The 17,622-nt window shown below is 69.1% G+C and carries 15 protein-coding genes; 3 read left to right on the top strand and 12 right to left on the bottom strand.

The features are described from left to right. The first annotated feature begins 126 nt into the window (after window positions 1-126). The 3 genes from R3E10_11445 to R3E10_11455 all read left to right on the top strand — a co-directional run bounded on the left by R3E10_11445 (window position 127) and on the right by R3E10_11455 (window position 5,692). Window positions 127-1,254 (top strand): serine hydrolase domain-containing protein, encoded by a 1,128-nt coding sequence (locus R3E10_11445; GenBank protein ID MEZ4416349.1) that lies wholly within the window; start codon window positions 127-129, stop codon window positions 1,252-1,254. A 95-nt stretch (window positions 1,255-1,349) separates the two neighbouring features. Continuing rightward, window positions 1,350-3,350: a sulfatase-like hydrolase/transferase gene (locus R3E10_11450; GenBank protein ID MEZ4416350.1), complete on the top strand. Its 2,001-nt coding sequence runs from the start codon at window positions 1,350-1,352 to the stop codon at window positions 3,348-3,350. A gap of 245 nt (window positions 3,351-3,595) precedes the next feature. Next, the gene (locus R3E10_11455) at window positions 3,596-5,692 is read left to right on the top strand and encodes a tetratricopeptide repeat protein (protein ID MEZ4416351.1); all 2,097 of its coding nucleotides are present in this window, start codon (window positions 3,596-3,598) and stop codon (window positions 5,690-5,692) included. A gap of 65 nt (window positions 5,693-5,757) precedes the next feature. On the opposite strand, the gene R3E10_11460 is transcribed toward R3E10_11455, so the two are convergent. The 12 genes from R3E10_11460 to R3E10_11515 form a co-directional block, all read right to left on the bottom strand. Further along, window positions 5,758-7,407 (bottom strand): M1 family metallopeptidase, encoded by a 1,650-nt coding sequence (locus tag R3E10_11460; protein ID MEZ4416352.1) that lies wholly within the window; start codon window positions 7,405-7,407, stop codon window positions 5,758-5,760. A 93-nt stretch (window positions 7,408-7,500) separates the two neighbouring features. After that, window positions 7,501-8,211 (bottom strand): hypothetical protein, encoded by a 711-nt coding sequence (locus R3E10_11465; protein MEZ4416353.1) that lies wholly within the window; start codon window positions 8,209-8,211, stop codon window positions 7,501-7,503. Further along, window positions 8,208-9,056, bottom strand: a complete 849-nt coding sequence (locus tag R3E10_11470; protein MEZ4416354.1) for a glycosyltransferase family A protein — start codon at window positions 9,054-9,056, stop codon at window positions 8,208-8,210. Before R3E10_11470 ends, R3E10_11465 begins: the two co-directional genes overlap by 4 nt. A gap of 44 nt (window positions 9,057-9,100) precedes the next feature. Next, entirely contained in the window at window positions 9,101-9,952 is an 852-nt protein-coding gene (locus R3E10_11475; protein ID MEZ4416355.1) for a hypothetical protein, read from the bottom strand. Further along, on the bottom strand, window positions 9,949-10,257 hold the full coding sequence (locus R3E10_11480) for a PqqD family protein (protein ID MEZ4416356.1): 309 nt from the start codon (window positions 10,255-10,257) through the stop codon (window positions 9,949-9,951). The genes R3E10_11475 and R3E10_11480 overlap by 4 nt, the downstream gene beginning before the upstream one ends. Next, window positions 10,245-10,472, bottom strand: coding sequence for a hypothetical protein (locus R3E10_11485; GenBank protein MEZ4416357.1), 228 nt, complete (start codon window positions 10,470-10,472; stop codon window positions 10,245-10,247). Before R3E10_11485 ends, R3E10_11480 begins: the two co-directional genes overlap by 13 nt. Window positions 10,473-10,640: 168 nt before the next feature. Then, window positions 10,641-10,769 carry a lasso RiPP family leader peptide-containing protein gene (locus R3E10_11490; GenBank protein ID MEZ4416358.1) on the bottom strand — a complete coding sequence of 43 codons (129 nt, stop codon included), beginning with the start codon at window positions 10,767-10,769 and terminating at the stop codon, window positions 10,641-10,643. Window positions 10,770-10,857: 88 nt separating this feature from the next. Beyond that, window positions 10,858-12,765, bottom strand: coding sequence for an asparagine synthase-related protein (locus R3E10_11495; GenBank protein ID MEZ4416359.1), 1,908 nt, complete (start codon window positions 12,763-12,765; stop codon window positions 10,858-10,860). After that, a complete protein-coding gene (locus R3E10_11500; protein MEZ4416360.1) occupies window positions 12,762-14,027 on the bottom strand; it encodes an amidohydrolase family protein in 1,266 nt (421 codons plus the stop codon). Before R3E10_11500 ends, R3E10_11495 begins: the two co-directional genes overlap by 4 nt. Before the next feature lie 23 nt (window positions 14,028-14,050). After that, window positions 14,051-15,568, bottom strand: coding sequence for a serine hydrolase domain-containing protein (locus tag R3E10_11505; GenBank protein MEZ4416361.1), 1,518 nt, complete (start codon window positions 15,566-15,568; stop codon window positions 14,051-14,053). A 208-nt stretch (window positions 15,569-15,776) separates the two neighbouring features. Then, window positions 15,777-16,181 (bottom strand): hypothetical protein, encoded by a 405-nt coding sequence (locus tag R3E10_11510; GenBank protein ID MEZ4416362.1) that lies wholly within the window; start codon window positions 16,179-16,181, stop codon window positions 15,777-15,779. Window positions 16,182-16,197: 16 nt separating this feature from the next. Then, entirely contained in the window at window positions 16,198-17,430 is a 1,233-nt protein-coding gene (locus tag R3E10_11515; GenBank protein MEZ4416363.1) for a hypothetical protein, read from the bottom strand. Window positions 17,431-17,622 lie beyond the last annotated feature (192 nt).

The raw sequence follows: 17,622 nt of genomic DNA on the forward strand, positions 1-17,622 counted from the left end.
GCACCAGGTCCCGAGATCCAGTCGGTGCGGATGGGGCCGGGGTGGGAGCTACCGCCGGTCGGCCCGGTAAGGTCGGTGCCCTTCGCGCGCATCTGACAGAATCGGCATCGCGAACAAGGAGGAAGCGTGACGCGATGGTTGACGGTCTGGGTGGTTGGGGTTGGACTGGGCAGTCCTCTGACGGCCTGCTCCCCGGTGGATTCCCTCGCGGACGGGGCGCCGCTGCCCTTGTCTGAAACGTCTCCTCGGCTGCAAGCCGCCATCGACACCTGGGCAGCCACCGCCGGCCACCGAGGGGTCAGCGCGGCGGTGATCCTGGCCAGTGGCGAGGAATGGGTGGGGGCCGCCGGCACCGAGGCCGCCGGCGCCGAGCTTGGACCCGAGCATCTGATCTGGATCGCCAGCATCACCAAGACGATGACGGGCGCGGTCATCCTACAGCTGGCAGAGGAGGGCGTGCTCGACCTCGAGGACCCGGTTTCTCGCTGGCTGCCGACCCTCCCCAACGTCGACCCGGACATCACCCTGCGGCAGCTGCTCAACCACACCAATGGCCTCGCCAACTACACCGCCAGCGCAGCCCTGGGCGCTGCCATCGACGCCGATCCGCTTCACAGGTTCACTCCACTGGAGCTCCTCGCCTACGTCGGGCCACCCAGCTTCGTTCGCGGGCAGCGCACGCAGTACACCAACACGTCGTTCCTCCTGCTGGGAATGGTCGCGGAAGCAGCCACCGGCGAAGCGATCACCGATCTCTACGCGGAGCGTCTCTGGGCGCCCCTGGGCCTGACGGAGGTCTTCCTGCCTGGCGCCCAGGCGGCTCCGGCCCCGGTGGCCGTGGCGTGGGCCGGGCAGAGCGCGGAGAACGCGGTCGCGCCCCTGGACTGGATGTCACTGGTGACGATCGGGCAGAGCGCCTTCGGTCTGTTCTCCAACGCGCGCACCGTGGCTCGCTGGGGCAGGGCACTCTTCACGGGATCCGTGCTGCAGCCGACCACGCGGGCCCGCATGCTCGAGCTGGTTCCGGCCGCAGGCAACATTCCCGGAGAGTCCGGTGCGGGCTTGGGAATCCGGGCCTACGGATACCTGGGCCGCACGCAGTACGGGCACAGTGGCGGCGTCTCGCTCGGGAGCAGTCTGCTGCTCTTCGACCCGGAGAGCGGGATCACGGTAGCCGTGCTCATGAATCAGGGTTCGGGGGCCGCCCACTTCAGTCTGGCCCCGCGGCTCCTGGAGATCGCGGCCGGACGCTGAGGCTACCCCTGCGCGCGCGGCTTGCCGCTCACGGCCCGGCGGGGCATGCTGTCCCCGCCACGCGTGTCGCATCCCTCCGAACACCAGGCCCGGCTATGACTGGCCCCTCCAATGCCGTTGCCCGCGCGCTGCGCGTCTCGGCCCTCACGCTGGGTCTGGCAGCTGCGACGGGCGCGGCGGCAACCGGCCAGAGCTCCACCGCAGCACGTCCCAACGTGATCCTGATGTTTCCCGACAACCTCGGCTGGGGCGAGGTGGGTTCGTACGGTGGCGCCCGGGGCGTGGCGACGCCCAACATCGATCAGATCGCGGCCGAGGGCATGCGACTGACCAACTTCAACGTCGAGTACTCGTGCGTGGTCTCGCGCATCGCCCTCCTGACGGGCCGGTACGCTCCACGGACGGGTGAAGGATACCGAGGGGGGATGACCCTCTGGGAGGTGACACTCCCCGAGGCGCTCAAGTCGGTCGGGTACGCGACCGGGTTGTTCGGGAAATACCACGTCGGCGGCGACGACTGGCAGGGGCGCCGCGAGCCGCAGCAGCAGGGGTTCGACGTGTGGTGGGGCATTCCGGGAACCAGTCATACCGCCCAGTTCACCACGATGCCCGGCTTCGACTCCACGCGGACGGAGATCCCCTACCTCTGGGAGGGCCGGGTGGGTGAGCCCTCACGACGGGTGAAGCCCTACGATCTCGTGACCCGGCCTACGGCCGATCGCGAAGCCGCGGAGCGGGCCATCGACTTCATGGAGCAGAACGTCGAGGCGCAGACCCCGTTCTTCGTCTTCTACCCCATGACGCAGATCCACTTTCCGGCCCTGCCTCACCCCGACTTCGCAGGTAGCACCGGTGCGGGTGACATCGGCGACGCGATGGCGGACGTGGACTACAACGTCGGCCTGATCCTGGACGCTGTCGAACGCCTCGCCATCGCGGACAACACGCTGATCTTGTGGTGCACGGACAATGGCGCCGAGATGCGGCGACCGTGGCGCGGCGCGGCGGGGCCCTGGCGAGGCTTCTACAACTCGGCAATGGAGGGCGGCGTGCGTACGCCCTGCGTCATCCGCTGGCCCGGGCGCATTCCCGCGGGTCAGGTCTCCAACGAGCTGGTCCACGAGGTGGACCTGTTTCCGACCATCGCAGCCGCCGTGGGCGCGCCGGAGATCGTTCCCGACGACAGAGAGATCGACGGCGTCAACCAATTGCCGTTCCTGGAAGGGAAGCAGGCGCGATCCGGCAGGGAGAGCGTGTTGTTCCTGGCGCGGGAAGGCCACGCGATGGCGGTGAAGTGGCACGACTGGAAGCTCTGGTACCTGTTTCGTACCGAGTTGGAGCCGGATTCCGACAACCTGGTGCGCCTGTTCGATCTGCGCGTGGACCCCCGGGAAGAGATCGACGTCAAGGACTTCTATCCCGGCGTGATCAGCGTGATGGATGGGATTCTCGCGGACTACGAGGCCTCGCTGCGACAGCATCCACGCGTTCCCGGCGGCATCGACGACCCCTACGAGCCGCCTTCCCCCGGTTCGGTGCCGCCGGCTCCGACGTTCCGGCGCACAGATCGCGGGGGCGTGGGACCGCGCTCGCCGGCGCTGCCCCATCCCGATTTCACGGGTGCCTGGTCAACCGCCGCGGTCAGCTCGGCGCCTCCCACGGGCGGAGGTCCCCCTGGAGTGGTTCCGTCTCTCGGCAGCGGTTGGGGTGACCGGATCGCCATCGACCAGCGTGAGGGCATCCTGACGGTCGAGCGAGTGGTATTCACGCCGCGGGAGATCCAGCCCCTGGTCCGGTATCGCTTTGCGCTCGACGGCTCTGTGAGCGAGCACGACATCGGCATGGGACGGAGTGGGCCGCCGACCCGGTCGACCGCCGCATGGGACGGGGACCGACTGGTCATCAGCACGGACCACCCCTTCCAGGACCCGACCACCGGTCGGTGGCGCGCCAGTCGGACGACGCAGACCCTCTGGCTGCAACCGGGTGCGGATATGCCATTCGAGGCGTCGTTGGTGGTGGAAACCACACGTGGCAATGAGCTGGGAGGCGTCCCCTCCACCAATCGCACGGTCTACGTGCGGGGATACCGCTGATCCGGACCCACGGTGCGGCGTCGATCCTGAACGCGCCGGGGCAGAGTCGTTCCCGGTGCGGTGGGCCAGGTGGGCTTGGCCACACTCTGCTCCGAGTGGCCAACCTGGGCATCGTTGTCGGTTCCGTTGCCTGCCGAGGGGAGGCGCCGCCGCCGCAGCAGCCCGTCTATGTGGGAGGAGTCGCCTGTGCCTCCTGTCACGAAGCGGAGGCGGCCGCATGGACCGGCTCTCATCACGACCTGGCCATGCAGGAGGCCACGCCCGAGACCGTGCTCGGGGATTTCGCTGAACGAGCGTTCGTGCACGGTCGGGACACTACCGTCTTCTCGCGTCGCGACGACCGCTTCTTCGTTCGTACCACCGGTGCGGACGGAGGGATGCACGAGTATCCCGTGGCCTACACGTTCGGGGTCACGCCGCTGCAACAGTACCTGATTCCGTTCGCGGACGGCCGCTATCAGACGCTGAGCGTAGCCTGGGACTCACGGCCGCTGGAGGAAGGAGGCGGCCACTGGTTCGAGCTCTATCCTGATGAAGACGCTGGCCCCGCGGGCCCGCTCCACTGGACGAGGCCGAGCCAGACCTGGAACGCTGCGTGCGCTGCCTGCCATTCCACCTTCCTGGAGCCGGGCTTCGATGCAGAGACCTCTACGTTCCGCACCACCTGGGTGGATCTGGACGTGTCGTGCGAGGCCTGTCACGGACCGGGCTCCGCTCACGTGGCCGCGGCGAAGTCCACCTCCACTGCGCCGCCCGAGAACTGGGCACTGACGGCCGCACTGGAGCCGTTTCCGGCACGGTGGTCGCGCGCTGCAGGCGCGGCGACCGCGCAGCGCGTTCGGCCTCTCCCGTCCCGCGCCGAGCTCGATGCGTGCGCGCCCTGTCATTCGCGTCGGGCACCGTTGCGAGCGCAGGCGCGTGCCGAGGATCACTTCCTGGACGACTACGAACCCAGTCTGCTGCACGAAGGGCTCTACCACCCCGACGGGCAGATCCGCGACGAGGTGTACGTGTACGGATCGTTCGTCCAGAGTCGCATGTACGCGGCGGGAGTCACCTGCTCGGACTGCCACGACCCACACACCCTCGCCGTGCGAGCGCCCGGCAATGCCCTGTGTACGCGTTGCCACGACCCGGGGCGCTTCGATACCGACGCGCACCACCTGCACCAGCCAGGGTCGGTGGGCAGTCTGTGCGTCGACTGTCACATGCCGTCCACCACCTATATGCAGGTGGATCCGCGCCGGGACCATGGGCTACGCGTGCCGCGCCCGGACGTGGCCACCGCCTTGGGAACGCCCGATGCCTGCACAGGTTGTCACGTCGACCGCGGACCGGTATGGGCGGCCCAGGTGCTGGAGGAGCACTACGGAGCCAAGAACCCCCGCGAGCACTTCGCGACGGCGCTGCAGGCAGGTCGTATGCAGGATCCGGTCGGCGTCCCGTTGCTGACGGTGCTGGTGTCCGATACCGCCCGACCCGCGATCGTGCGTGCCACCGCCGCGTCGCTGCTGGGTGGCTACCGGCGCGCTCGAGTTCCCGACGCCATCCTTGCAGCCCTCGCGGACTCCGAGCCCTTGCTGCGCATCGGAGCTCTGTACGCACTGGAGGGCCGCTCCACGTCTGAGCTCGCTCCGCTGGTCAGTCCCCTGCTGGATGACTCGGTCCGGGCCGTCCGCGTGCGCGCGGCGCGACTGGTGGCCCCGTTGCTGGCATCGCCCGCTTCGCCGGAACAAGCGGCGAGGTTCGCGACCGTAGAGGCCGAGGTGGACGGGATCCTGCATGCGAATGCAGGCCGCTCGTCGGCGTGGGTGGGTCGGGCGGAGTGGGATATGGCCCGCGGGCGGCCCGTCGCGGCCGAAGCCGACCTGCGGCGTGCCCTCGCCCTCGACTCGCTGAACCTCCCGGCTTGGCTCAATCTGGCCGATCTGCAGCGAGCGCTGGGCCAGGACGATCGCGCTTCGGCTACGCTGGCCCAAGCCCAGGCCCTGCACGGCTCCGCTCCTGCGCTCCAGCATGCGCTCGGCCTCCTGCGCGTGCGCGAGGGAAGGCTGGCCGCAGCCCTACCGCTCCTGGAGCAAGCTGCCGGAGCAGGTCGCGAGAACGCGCGCTTCGGCTACGTCTACGCGGTCGCGGTCGCCGCCGCGGGCGACACGCTGCAAGCCGTGCGCGTCCTCGAGGACGTGCTGAGCGACCATCCCTACGACGCGGATGTGTTGAGCGCCCTGGTCGGCTATGCGGAGAAGCTGGGAGAGTCGGCCCGAGCCCGCGTCTATGCGGAGCGCTTGGCGGCGGTTGCACCTGAGGCTCCAGGGACCCGCGCGTTGCCGTCGGCTCGCTGAGCGCTCGCCGCTCGGGGTTCCCTCGGTAGGTCCGACGCCGCGCGCGTCGAGGTCGTCGACCCGCGTCACCGGACGCCGAAGGTCCACTCCGCGAGCAGGTTGGTGCGCGGATCCAGCTCCACCCGCGCTGGGGGAGCGGCGAGCGGCAGCGACAGGGTCCGCCGAGAGCGATCGGAGAGGCGCAACACGTGGATGGTGGGGAGATCCGCACCCTGCTCGTACACGCCGATCTCGACCGGCAGGTCGAACAAGTAACCGTCTGTCTGGACCTCCGACAGCTCGACGGTGAGCGTGCCATTCTCGAAATGCCAACTACCCTCCAGCACGGGGTGACCGCCTTGGCGTAGCCACTGGTCGAAGAAGGACCCCAGATCCTGACCCGAAGCGGACTCCATAGCGTGCTCGAGGTCGTCCGAGGTCGCACTTCCGTTGAAATGCGCCGCGTAGTAGTCACGGATGCCCTGCCGGAAGGCTTCGTCCCCGATGCGCCGCCGGAGCATGTGCATCACCCACGCGCCTTTCTGGTAGGTGTGGCTGGACGTCACCTTGGACATGTCCTGCAGGTTCCGGTGGATGATGGTGTAGTCCGGATTGTCCTGGTGGAATCGCCACACCGTCCGGCGCGCATCCTTCAGACCCGCCGCGAAGTCCTCCCATCCGTAGGCATGCTCGCGGAACAACAACGTGAAGTAGGTCGTGATGCCCTCACTGAGCCACACGTCGTCCCAGGTGGCCTCGGTCACCGCATTGCCGAACCACTGGTGCGCGATCTCGTGGATGATGGCGTTGCGCCTCCAGAACGCGGCCTCTGCCCCCGTCGAGGACGCTTCGCTGTAGAAGATGGCGGAGGCCGCCTCCATGCCTCCAGCCACGCTCGGCGCTTGCACGTTGGCCAGCTTCTCGTAGGCGAACGGCCCCACGTAGTCGGAGAAGAACTCCAGCGAGGGTCGGGTGGGCCCATTGAGGTCCGCGAAGCCCGCCTCCCGGTCTTCGGGGAACACCCAGACCTGGATCTCCTTGCCGTCGAACTCGCCCAGACGCTGTACGGCGAACTCTGCCACACCGAGGCAGTAGAGCCAGGGCGCGGTGGGAACGGACTGCCGCCAGTGGGTGCGGCGCACCCCCTGGCCCAGGTCCGTCTCTTCGATGCGCAACCCGTTCGAGACCACCTGGAACCGCGCGGGCGCGTCGACGATGAACTCGTGGGTGGCCTTGTCGCCGATGTGGTCCACGGTGGGAAGCCAGTGGCGGGCGCGATCGGGCCAGTTGTCGCTGAAGAAGGTCAGGTCGCCGTGTCGGTTGGGCCCGATGCGGAGGCCGTTGGCGGGCGTGCCGCGGTACGTCACCTGAACGGCAAGCCGATCGCGCTCCGCGGTCGCCGCCGGCAACGCGATGGTGAGCACGTCCTGGTCGTGCGAGTAGCGGGCGGTACGGCCGTCGATCGCAACCCGCTCCACGCGCATGCCTTGGCCGTCCCGGTCGCCGGTGGCCTGCACGAGGTCGAGGCGCAGCTCGCTCGCGGCCCCACGGGTGCGGTGGACCGTCAGGGTGGCTTCCCCCAGGATCTCCGTGCTCCCTTCCGAAAGGACCAGGTGGAAGGCGTAGTGCTCGACGTCGATGCCTGGTTGGAGGGGGTGTGGATCGGTGGGTGCGGCCTGCGCAGGGAGCGCGAACGCGCACAGTGCGATCAGGAAACTGTGAACTCGTCGGCGCATCGGCAGGAAGGTCGGTTTCGGATCTCGGGCGGCAGGTCCCCATCCGCCTTGGCCCGCCGACGGTACGCCGGCTGCCCAGCGACAGCAAGCGCGCTACCGGTGCCCCGCGACGGGTGGGGGCCCGCCGACGGGCCCGGCGCTCTCGTCACACGGGCGCGGGGACGCCAACTGCCGGCATCCGAACAGCAGTAGGCTCGCACCCAGGAGCTCGAGACCTTCCTCCGCGGCGACCTCGAGCGAGTAGAGTCGGGCGGCTTCGTGCGTGCGTAGCCAGCCGTAGCTGATGATCTCCAGCACCACGGCGCCGCCGCAGAAGGAAAGCGCCCCGGCCAGCAGGTAGCCGCCGGCGCGCCTGTGCTCGCGAGCGATCCAGCCCAGGAGGGGCCTTCCCGCCAGGAGGCCGACGGCGCCGAGCATCCCGTACAGTGGAATCCACATCCCGTGGTCTCCCTGGAAGCGTGGAAGCTCGTCGAAGCGGCGAAGCACGTATGTGATGCTTTCATGGATCGACGACGCCTCATCGGCGGACAGAAACACGAATGTCGCGCCGGCCAGCAGGAGCAGGCGCGAAGGGCGGCCCTCGGTGCGGTTCGCTCGGGTTCCCGCCCACAAGAGACAGACGCCGGCGAGCAGGAGCTGGGTGGACGAGTACCACGTGGGCAGGTTGGCCTCGCGGTCCAAGCCGAACAGCGCGCTCAACAGCTGAGACGGCTCGTCCCGCGAGAAGACCAGGAGATGGATGAGGACCAGCAGCACATCGCCGGTGATGAGTGCCGCCAAGGCCAGCATGGGCCGCTGCGTCATGCGCCCAGACCGACGCGCGCCGGGAGTCGCAGGAACGACCCCAGGAGACCTCCGCGCTTCAGGCCCGCCATGCGCAGATCCAGGGCGACGCTGCGGGCAAGGGCCGTCCAGCCTCCGCGCTGCACGTAGGTGGCGCGGTGCTTCCAAACCACCCGGAGGTGGCCCGTTAGGTAGCCACGCCAGTGGGCCGAGTGATGACCGTGGTCCTGACGGCGCACGCGCACCATGGGGACGGGCAACCGTTGCACGACGTATCCCGCGAGGGCCAGTCGGATGTGGAGATCCCAGTCCTGGGTCCGCCGCAGCGACTCATCGAAGCCGCCCAGGCGGTCGAATACGTCGCGGCGGATGACGAGGCTGGGCGTTGCGATGGGTGGCCGAAGCAGGGCGTTGTCGACATCGAGCTGCAACGCACCCAGGAACGGTCGGTGCTCGGCGCCGACTTCATTGAACAGGACGACGTCGGTGTGCGTGGCGGCCAGTTGCGGCCAGGCATCCATCAGGCTGACCTGACGCTCCAGCTTGGCCGCTTCCCAGAGGTCGTCGGCGTCCTGGAACGCGATGAACGGCTGTGTGCCCAAAGCAGCCCCGAGATTGCGAGCACGCCCTGGAAAGCTCCGGCGGGCGAGTCGGGTGATCACGAGTCGTATACCACCCGGACCGTCGGCGCCACCGTGGGCTGCGAAGAGGCGATGCTGCAGCGTGCGCAACGCTTGAAAGGACGAAGGCTCCGAGCCGTCGTCGACAAGGATGATCTCCCGCGGCGGAGTGGTCTGGGAGAGCACGCTGTCCACGCACGCCGGGATGAAGCGCTCTGCGTTGAAGTGGGGTATCACGACCGTCACAGGCGCAGTGCTGCGCTGCGATCCGAGCAGAACGGAGTGCGCAGTCACGCGACGCAGCCGGGACGATCCTGCGCGATGTTGGCGATCGCGTCGCAGGACGGCAGCAATGCTGCTGTGGTGATGTCCCAGGCGGAACACTGTGTGGCCACTGCAGCCGTCGCTGCCAGGCCTGCATTGGAGTGCGCCAGCGCGTTGAGGACGTTGGGGTACAATCGCGCGGCAGCTTCGGCCGGCCGAAGGCGCGTGAGGGTCGGCGCCTCGGCGCGGGGGTCGTGACGCACGAAGAACAGCTCAGCGATAGGAAGGGCTCGCTCCAGGGGCACGGAGCGTTCCGTCGGAACCATGACGTGCGCTCCACGCGATGTGCGGAGCGCTCGGGCGTCGGAGCCCAGGCCCCCCGGTGGCAGGGTCTTGAGGTGCAACGCCCGTGGGAACGGCATCACCGTTCCTTCATCGACGTCGATCGGCGCCAACTCGTCGCTGACGAAGCGAAAGCCTCGTTGCAGGAGCCCCCAGCACGTCGTCGACTTCCCAGCCCCGGAGGCGCCGATCAGCAGGTGGGCCCGCCCCGCCGATTCGACTACGGCCGCATGAACGAAGAGCAACTCCGGGCGGAGCCGCTGCACCTGGACGATCAGGTCGGAGTCGAGCGCATAGAGAAGCTCCCCGAGCGACCAGGCGCGCGCGCGCTGTCCGGTGTCGAGAACCTCCAGTGTATAGCCGGACAGGCCTTCGCGCCGGACCGCGTATCGGCGCCCTCCACCCCCCGGCCCGAGACGGGCCTCCTCGCGACCACGCTCGAAGCGGCCCAGGTGAGCCCGCAGCGCGCGTACCGCACCGCGAGAGGCCACATCGATGGTGATGGGCACTCCCAGCACGGTCAGACGCAGCGTCACTCCACCAGCTCCAGCGCACGCATGCGAACGATCGTGCGCTCGACATCGCCGGTGACCTGCGCCGCCGGAGCGTCGAAGTCCGCAGCGATCGCCCGCGCGATCTCGTCCGTCGTCGCGGTGCCGTCACAACGGAGGAGGATCTCGGCGGCGACCTCGTTGAGCCGGTGCAGCCGCTCGTGCGCGCGATCGAGGACCAGGACCTCGTCGTCGATCGCCTGAGTGTGCAAGCCGGGAACGGCACGCGGCGTCCAGGAGTGGGCGCGCGGACGGTCGTCCACGCGCCCGGGCGGTGCTAGGTGAGGCACTGCCATCCGATGCCCGGAATGAAGCCTGGCACCGTCCCTGGGGGGCAGTTGATGGGTGCGCTGGACCCGGTCTGGGCCAGCGCCGGGGCCGCAGCCAGCGTCACCAGAACCGGGGCCACGTAGGCGGCGGCCTTGATGAAGCGCCGTCGCGAGCCCTGCTCACCCGGCTTGCTCTCCGAGGCTTCCGCCTCGGAGCGGTCGATTCCTGGGGACATCCCCTCTCCTGGTTGAAATGGCTGAACGCGCGGTCCAGGGACCGCACACCAGGAGAGCGCTGTTCGGAGCCCGGTGGGTCAGACGGGGCGGGATGGCATCGTCACCCGCGGGTGCGGCGGGCAACGAGGGCCGGTGGGCACCAGAGGCACCCACCGGCAACCGTCATGTCAGGAGCGTCCCGGCGGTGGGGGCGCGACCTGATCCGGAAGTCCATCCGGCGAGAAGTCCGGTGGAGGCACCTGCTGCGTGAGCTCGCGGAACGAGCCCAGGCGCCTCACCGAGGGTTTCTGATACATCGGACGCTCCTTGCGAGAGTCCACCGATCGCTCCCCGTCTGCGTGACGGGGGTTCGGAGAAGCAGGCGAGAAATGGGGACGGCGTGGGTCACGGCGCAATGTTGCGCTTATGCCGCAACCACAGCTCGGTTTGGAGAAAGTGATAGAGCTGCAACGCTTTACCATAGTCGGGCTGGCCCGAGATCGCGGCGCGGTGGGCGGCTGCCAAGCCGGTCGGGTCCACGATTCCCAGCTCGACCAGCGCGACCGGCTCTCGCTGGATCCGCTCGAGCCAGGGTCCGAGTTCTGAGTGGATCCAGCCGCCGAAGATCCCCTGCGGGGTTCCAGTGCGCTTCCCCCGCTTGGCCAGCACCGACGCGGGGAGTCGGTCCGCCATGGCCCGCCGCAGCAGGCGCTTTCCCTCGCCCAGCCGTCGCCGCTCGCCGACGGGGCGCTGAAAGGACAGCTCGGCCACGCGCCGGTCCAGCAGTGGGTGACGCAGGTCGACGCCGGCCCGCAGCGCGGTCGCCGTCACGGTGGCGGTAAGACGCGCCATCATCGAGCTGCTGGCATACCAGAGTGCCTCACCGCGAGCGGCGCTGCCTCGAAACGGGCGGGGGGTCACGCTCGCTTCTCTGTCACGAAGGCCCGAACGCCTGACGAAGGCGGGATCGAGGAACGACGCTGCAGGTCGCTCGAACTCCACGAACGGACGACGCCCCCCGCGCACTGCCCCGATCAGGGGATAGAATGCCCTCGGGATCAGCGGCTTCAACGCCCAGCGATAGCAGAACTGGACCCCGGGACGGTTCCAGGCCTGCCAATCCCGCCACAGCGCCACCCAGCGACCGGTGCGCAGGAAGTCCGACCAGTAGACGAACGACCCGTCGAAGTTCTGATCGCCACCCGCTCCGGTGAACGCTACGCGCGCGCCTTGCGCAGCGGAGGTCTCCGCCAAACCACGGTGCAAGCCGGAGAACTCGGCCCGGAAGGGCTCGTCCCGCACGCGTGCTTCCCCGTCCAGATCGCCATACATGTCGAGCGACGAGGATGCCTCCCGTCGCACGTTCACGTTCCAGTACTCCGCCACTGAACGCACGAATGCGTCTTCGTTCCCGGGATCGTCGCTGGGAAACGTCACGGTGATCGGGACGAGCCGACTCAGGTCTCCTTGTTCACCCAGCCCCCGCGCTCCGCTGGCGAAAACGGCCGGGGAATCGTAGCCGCCGCTCAGCCAGATCGCTGTGGCACCGGTCGGGGCCATGCGCTCCACTACGGCCCTCTCCAACCGTCGCGCCAATTCCCGGGCGGCCTCCGGCTCGGGGGCGCGGCTCCATTCATCGGAGGCCTCCCCAAGGCGCCAGGAGCTGACCTCGTGGGTGGCGGTTTCCGTCCAGATCAGCGTGCGGCCAGCTGGAAGCGCGCGCACGGCCTCGTAGGCCGTGTCGTCCAATCCCACGGAGAGCATGCCGGAGGCACAGGCGGCCAAGCGTCCCAGGTTGAAGGCGGTGGGCACGGTTCCGTGCGCGAGCACTCCTGGAACCGTGGAGGCCGCGATCAGCAGTCGACCGGAGTCGAAGAGAAACAGCGGACGTTGACCGGCCGGCGAGCGTGCGCAGACGGCGGTGCGCGTCTCCGCGTCCCAGAGCACGAACGCGAAATCTCCTTCCAGGTGGTCGGCCAGGCCCGGCCCCCAGGCCCGGTAGGCGGCGAACACGAGGGACGCGTGCGCTTGGGTGTCGGAGTGGACGCCCCGGGCGTGCAAGGCTGCTTGTAGATCGGTGCGGTAGTAGAGCGCTCCGTCGAAGGCCAGCGACAGGTCGCCCTCGGAGGCCAATCCGACCCCCTGACCGATCTCCCTCTCCCACGGGAGCGCAGCGCCTCCCAGCAACGCCGGACCCGAGCCCACGGGTTGGCGTGGCGTATCTCCTCTCCAGCGCATGGCCGCCAGCATCGCGCTCAGCCGCCCGGATTCGGGCAGCTGGGATCCGTCCAGGATGGCGGCGATGGCACTCATGGCACGACGATCGCTCCACCGAGCATCACCCAGCGGACGCGGCCGAGGGCTTCGACGTCGGTGGAAGGATCACCCTCCACCGCGATCAAGTCCGCGACGTACCCGGGCGCCACGGTCCCCAGGCGGTCGCCCATCCAGAGCGAGGCGGCCGCGAGCGACGTCGCGGCGATCACGGCGTCCATGGCGGGCTGTCCGCCCGTGCGCACCCGGTAGATCAGCTCCTCTGCGCCTCGTCCGTGGGCGCCGGCCACTGCGTCCGTCCCGAAGACCACACGGAGCCCCGGCACCGTCAGGGCTGTCTGGAAGGACTGCAGGGCCAGGGGGATCATGTCCCTCAGCTCGTCGAAGGTCGCGTCCGTGTAGCCGCCCACGCCTCCGTAGCGGTTCCGGTTGTCGAGGTAGTTCTGGAACACGAGATGCACGTTGGGATCGTAGTAGGTCCCGCGCTGCGCGAGATGTTCGAGCGTGGAGCGGTCCAGCAGCACGCCGTGCTCGACTGCGGTGCAGCCAGCGTCTGCCGCGCGCAGCGCGCTCTCGCTGCCCTGCGCGTGCACGACCGCGCGTAGCCCGAGCGCGGCCGCTTCGCCACAGGCCGCGTCCATCTGCGCCTGACTCAGTGTCGGCGCGCCTCCGCTGCGGATGCCCTCGGACGCGAAGATCTTGATGACGTCGGCTCCGGCGTCGGCGTATTGGTGCACCCAACTCCGCATGGAGTCGGGCCCACCGGTGCCCGCGGCCAGGTAGCCGAGCGACGTCAGCAGGCGCGGGCCGGGGGTAGCGCGCTCGGAGAGCAGGCGCTTGGCGGTGCGGTCCTCGATCCCTCCCAGGGACTGCACCGTGGTGAACCCCGAGCGGAGCAGGGCATCGAGATTCTGGACGGCGTGCCTGGCGCGCTCGTCCTCGGAGCCGCCCACGGCGATGCGGCCGTCTGGCCCGAAATACCAGCCGGCGTGCACGTGGGTGTCGATCAGTCCCGGTAGCAGCGTGAAGCCCGCGAGATCGATCACGTCCGTGCCGGAGGCGGCGCCGGTCGGCGCATCCGCGGCCGGACCCACCCGGGTGATGATCCCGTCGTCGACCACCACCACCTGGTCGGTCAGCCGCCCTCCACGCCCGTCCAGCAACACCGGCGCCTGGAGCACGACGTGCCCCGACGCCACGCGCAGTGGGACCTCGTGCTGGGGCTGGGACGGGACCTGATCCGCAGCTCCCGGTCCGCACGCGGAACCAAGCACGACCAGTGCGGTCAGGGTGCGCATCATCGACAACGGTTCGTCCGGCCGCCTCAATACGTACAGCGCCCGATGCGCCGCAGCCCCTGATCCGACGGTTCGGCCTCGGTGACGCGTAGATACTGGACGAGCGGGGGCGTCGTGGGTGCCAACGTGATGGAGACGGTCAGCGCGCCGCGCTCGCAGGGCAGGGTCCAGCGCCCGCGCAGCGCATTCTCCACGAAGTCGAAGCCGTCGCCCGCGCGACAGGGACCGACCTTGGCCACCAGAGCCTCGATGGCGGCGCGCCGTCGGTCGCGAGAGGTGTCCAGGAACAGATTGACAGCGGCCAGTCGGTCGGCGAGGGCGTCGTCCCAGTGGAGGATCAAACGCGTCACCGCGTCCCGCTGCTCCACCAATGCAGCCGATGGCGTGGGCATGCGGGGCTCCAGGCCTCCGGTCCCGGCCAGCAGCGCCAAGGCCTCGTCGGCAGGGCCGCCCCAACTGGTGTAGGTGCGGTTGCCGAACGCCAGCACGCCCACACCGTACTCGGGCAGCCAGCGCATGATGGATCCGAACCCGGGTAGCCCGCCGCTGTGCGCCACCACGTGCGCGAAGTCGCAGGTGCTGGTGATGCCCAACCCGAAGCCGTATCCGCCGCTCGACAGCTGGGGGGTCCCGTCCGCACCGCGGAAGATGGAGGCCGGCCTGGGGCGGTGGATCTGCTGCATCTCCCGCAGGGCCGCACGACCCACGGGGCCCGTCTCGCGACCGTCGTGCGCGGGCCAGGCCTCCAGGAACTGGCCCACCCAGATGGAGAGGTCCTGCATGGAGGTGAGCATCCCGCCCATGGAGCCGAAGGCGCCGTCCGGGAGCTGCGGCTCCAGCTTCCACTGCTCGTCCTCCCAGCGGTAGCCCTGCGCCACGCGGCCGGGGGCGACGGAAGTGGGTTCCAGCGTGGTGGAGGTCATCCCCAGCGGCTCGAGGATGGTCTGCTGGATGTAGCGTCTGTAGGGCATCCCCGACGCTGCGGTGACGATCCGCCCCAGGATTGCGAAGCCGAAGTTGGAGTACTCGTAGGCGGTGCCGGGGGCGTTGGAGAACGGGATACCGCTGCGCATCATCGCCGACATCTCTTCATCGGTGACGGCGAGCTGCTGGTCGCCCCAGGGGTTGTCCTCCGGAAACCCCGTCGCATGGGAGAGCAAGTGGCGGATGGTGATCTTGGGGGAATCCGAGGTGGGGTAGTCCAGCCCCGCCAGCTCGGGGACCCAACGTTCCGCCGGATCGTCGAGCGAGAGCTTGCCCGCATCGCGCAGCGAGAGGATGGCGAGCGCCGTGAAGCTCTTGGTCATGGAGGCGATCCGAAAGACGGTGTTCGACTCCACCGGAGCGCCGGTGGTGAGGTCGCGGCTCCCCGTCGTTCCCACGTGCGCGAGCCGGCCATCGATCACGATGCCCCAGATCGCGCCAGGAACGTGCTCGCGCTCCGTGAAGGCCCGGAAGGCGGCATCGATGTCGCCGAACGCGGAGGAGAGCTTGGTGACGCGTTGCGGATCCGTGAAGCGGGCCAGGGGCGCGGATTGGGCCACGAGTCGGGTGGCGGGAGCCGCTCCGGACAAAAAGCCCAGTACAAGCAGAGCGCCGCACAGCGGCGCCGGAACCGATCGGGAACGCCGGACGACTGGAAGGCGGGACACTGGACCTCGCTCGCTGTGCGGACGTCTGAGGGCCGGCCGGCCCCCTCAGTCCCGAGGATGCCCCACGGCGGGGAGCCGCCGCAAGCGGCCCCGTCGGGGATCAGCCCGCGCGCCGCAGTGCATTCAATACGGGCGGGACGAACGCGTCCAGGTCGAGGTCTCCGGTCCCCGCGTTGCGCAGCTGGGCGACCCAGCGACCGGCGCCGATCAGGCGAACCCCACGCCAGCTCCAGAGCAATGCACCGTCCTGGGTGCGCTCAGGCTCGACCTGGCGCGGCTCGGCGGAGTGGAGGGCGTCGCGCAGCACTCGCAGCACGGCGTCCATGCCTCCGGCGCCGGAGGCGTCGAAGAGGTCCAGTCGCAACAACCGGTCGGAGCCACGGGAGGTCAACTCCACAAACTGCATCTGGCGTCGTGCTGGAAAGCGGTGCCCGGCCGGCCGGTCTACCGTGCGCAGTGCCGCAAGGCCTGGAAGCTCGATCGCAGGAAATGACCCTGTCTGCATGCTGCTTCCTCCCGGCTCAGAAGACTGCGCGGCGAATGGGCGGCGTGCCGTACGGCTGGAAGTCGGGCGCCGCTTCGGCCTCGGTACGCGGCGTGGCCGCCCGCCACACATAGCTGCCGACCCAGGGAGCCGAGTGTGGAATCCGGCGTGGGATCAACGCGCTGTGAGGTGGATTGGCGGGGTCGGGATCCCCGTCGAGGGCCGCGCAGGCGTCCCAGATGAGGTCACTGCCGACTCCGGTGCCATGCCAGGCCACTTCGTGCCAGCCGAACGGACCGACGCAGCTCGACCAGCCGGCCGTGTCACCGATGAGGCGGAGCACGCCGTTTCCCAGACCCCAACTGAACTGCTGTTGTCCCAGATCATGGCCGATCAGATCGGCGAGGGTCGACACCAGGGACGCGCAGTCCGAGCAATTGACTCGTCCTCCGTTGCCCGGCCCGCCGCGAATCCGCTCAAGCGCAGCGGTGAGATCGAGGTCGTCGTAGGAGTAGTAGGCGGAGCCCCCGTCGCAGTCGTAGCCGAACACCGCAGGGCCGGCGTTGAAGATCCGCTCGGTGATGATCGCGGCCGCCTCGTCGGCGGTTTGAGCGCCAGAGGCCCAACTGCACACGACGTCCAATGCATCGATCCAGGGCAGGGACAGGGGTGGCACGTGGTTCGGTGGCTGCCCCCACGGTGCGGTCGGTGTGTCCAATACCGTGTAGATCCGGTGCTTGGTGGACGCGAAGGTCGTCCAGGTCGTCTCGCCTTGAACCTGATACTGCCAGAACCAGGCGATGTCATGACGACCGATGCCCACCTCCGCGATGCGGCTGCCGGTCAGCGGCAAGGTCTGCTCGTGCGAGTGCAGGTGTCCGATCAGCGTATCGGTGGGAGGCACCACCCCAAGCACGCCCGGAGGGGCGGGTGGAGGAGGGCTTCCCCTCAGCCGAGCGAACAGGCCGGGCAGGCACCCCGCCAGCGGCATCGCATCCAGGGTCCGTATTCGGATGGTGGGCGGAATCTCGACCGACTGCGGGTCCGCTGACTCGTCCGACCGGATCACGGCCTTGATCGTAATGGTGTTGCCCGCCACCCGGTCGCGCGCGTACGCAGCCACCGATGCGCCGTACTCGTCCGCGGTGACACCATGGACCCATTCGGGGGGGCATACGGGAATGCCAGCGTTGCGCCGGATGGTCAGGGCATCCGCACTCGCTGAGGTCTGATCGTGATCGAAGGTGACGGATTCGAGCGTGAGCTTCACTGGACTCTCCGGAACCAGGCCGAACCCCTTTGGATCGCGTCCTGATCTTCAAGCGCAGGAAGGGCGGGCGAGGGGCCACGGACCCGCGGACCCCGACCCCGCCAGGAGCGCCTTCTTGCTCGCGTGAGCCCGTCCGGAGTAGCCTGGACGGGATCCGGTGGCGGCGACGGAGCCGTCCCCACGTCCATTCTG

The organism is Gemmatimonadota bacterium (assembly GCA_041390105.1).
In the GTDB taxonomy this organism is placed as follows: Bacteria; Gemmatimonadota; Gemmatimonadetes; order Longimicrobiales; family Gaopeijiaceae; genus JAGQIF01.

What these genes read in the sequence shown, in the direction of transcription:
- R3E10_11450 (MEZ4416350.1), top strand. Translation starts at nt 1,350, where the DNA reads ATGACTGGCCCCTCCAATGCCGTTGCCCGCGCGCTGCGCGTCTCGGCC.
- R3E10_11455 (MEZ4416351.1), top strand. Translation starts at nt 3,596, where the DNA reads ATGCAGGAGGCCACGCCCGAGACCGTGCTCGGGGATTTCGCTGAACGA.
- R3E10_11460 (MEZ4416352.1), bottom strand. Translation starts at nt 7,407, where the DNA reads ATGCGCCGACGAGTTCACAGTTTCCTGATCGCACTGTGCGCGTTCGCG.
- R3E10_11465 (MEZ4416353.1), bottom strand. Translation starts at nt 8,211, where the DNA reads ATGACGCAGCGGCCCATGCTGGCCTTGGCGGCACTCATCACCGGCGAT.
- R3E10_11485 (MEZ4416357.1), bottom strand. Translation starts at nt 10,472, where the DNA reads ATGTCCCCAGGAATCGACCGCTCCGAGGCGGAAGCCTCGGAGAGCAAG.
- R3E10_11490 (MEZ4416358.1), bottom strand. Translation starts at nt 10,769, where the DNA reads ATGTATCAGAAACCCTCGGTGAGGCGCCTGGGCTCGTTCCGCGAGCTC.
- R3E10_11495 (MEZ4416359.1), bottom strand. Translation starts at nt 12,765, where the DNA reads ATGAGTGCCATCGCCGCCATCCTGGACGGATCCCAGCTGCCCGAATCC.
- R3E10_11500 (MEZ4416360.1), bottom strand. Translation starts at nt 14,027, where the DNA reads ATGATGCGCACCCTGACCGCACTGGTCGTGCTTGGTTCCGCGTGCGGA.
- R3E10_11510 (MEZ4416362.1), bottom strand. Translation starts at nt 16,181, where the DNA reads ATGCAGACAGGGTCATTTCCTGCGATCGAGCTTCCAGGCCTTGCGGCA.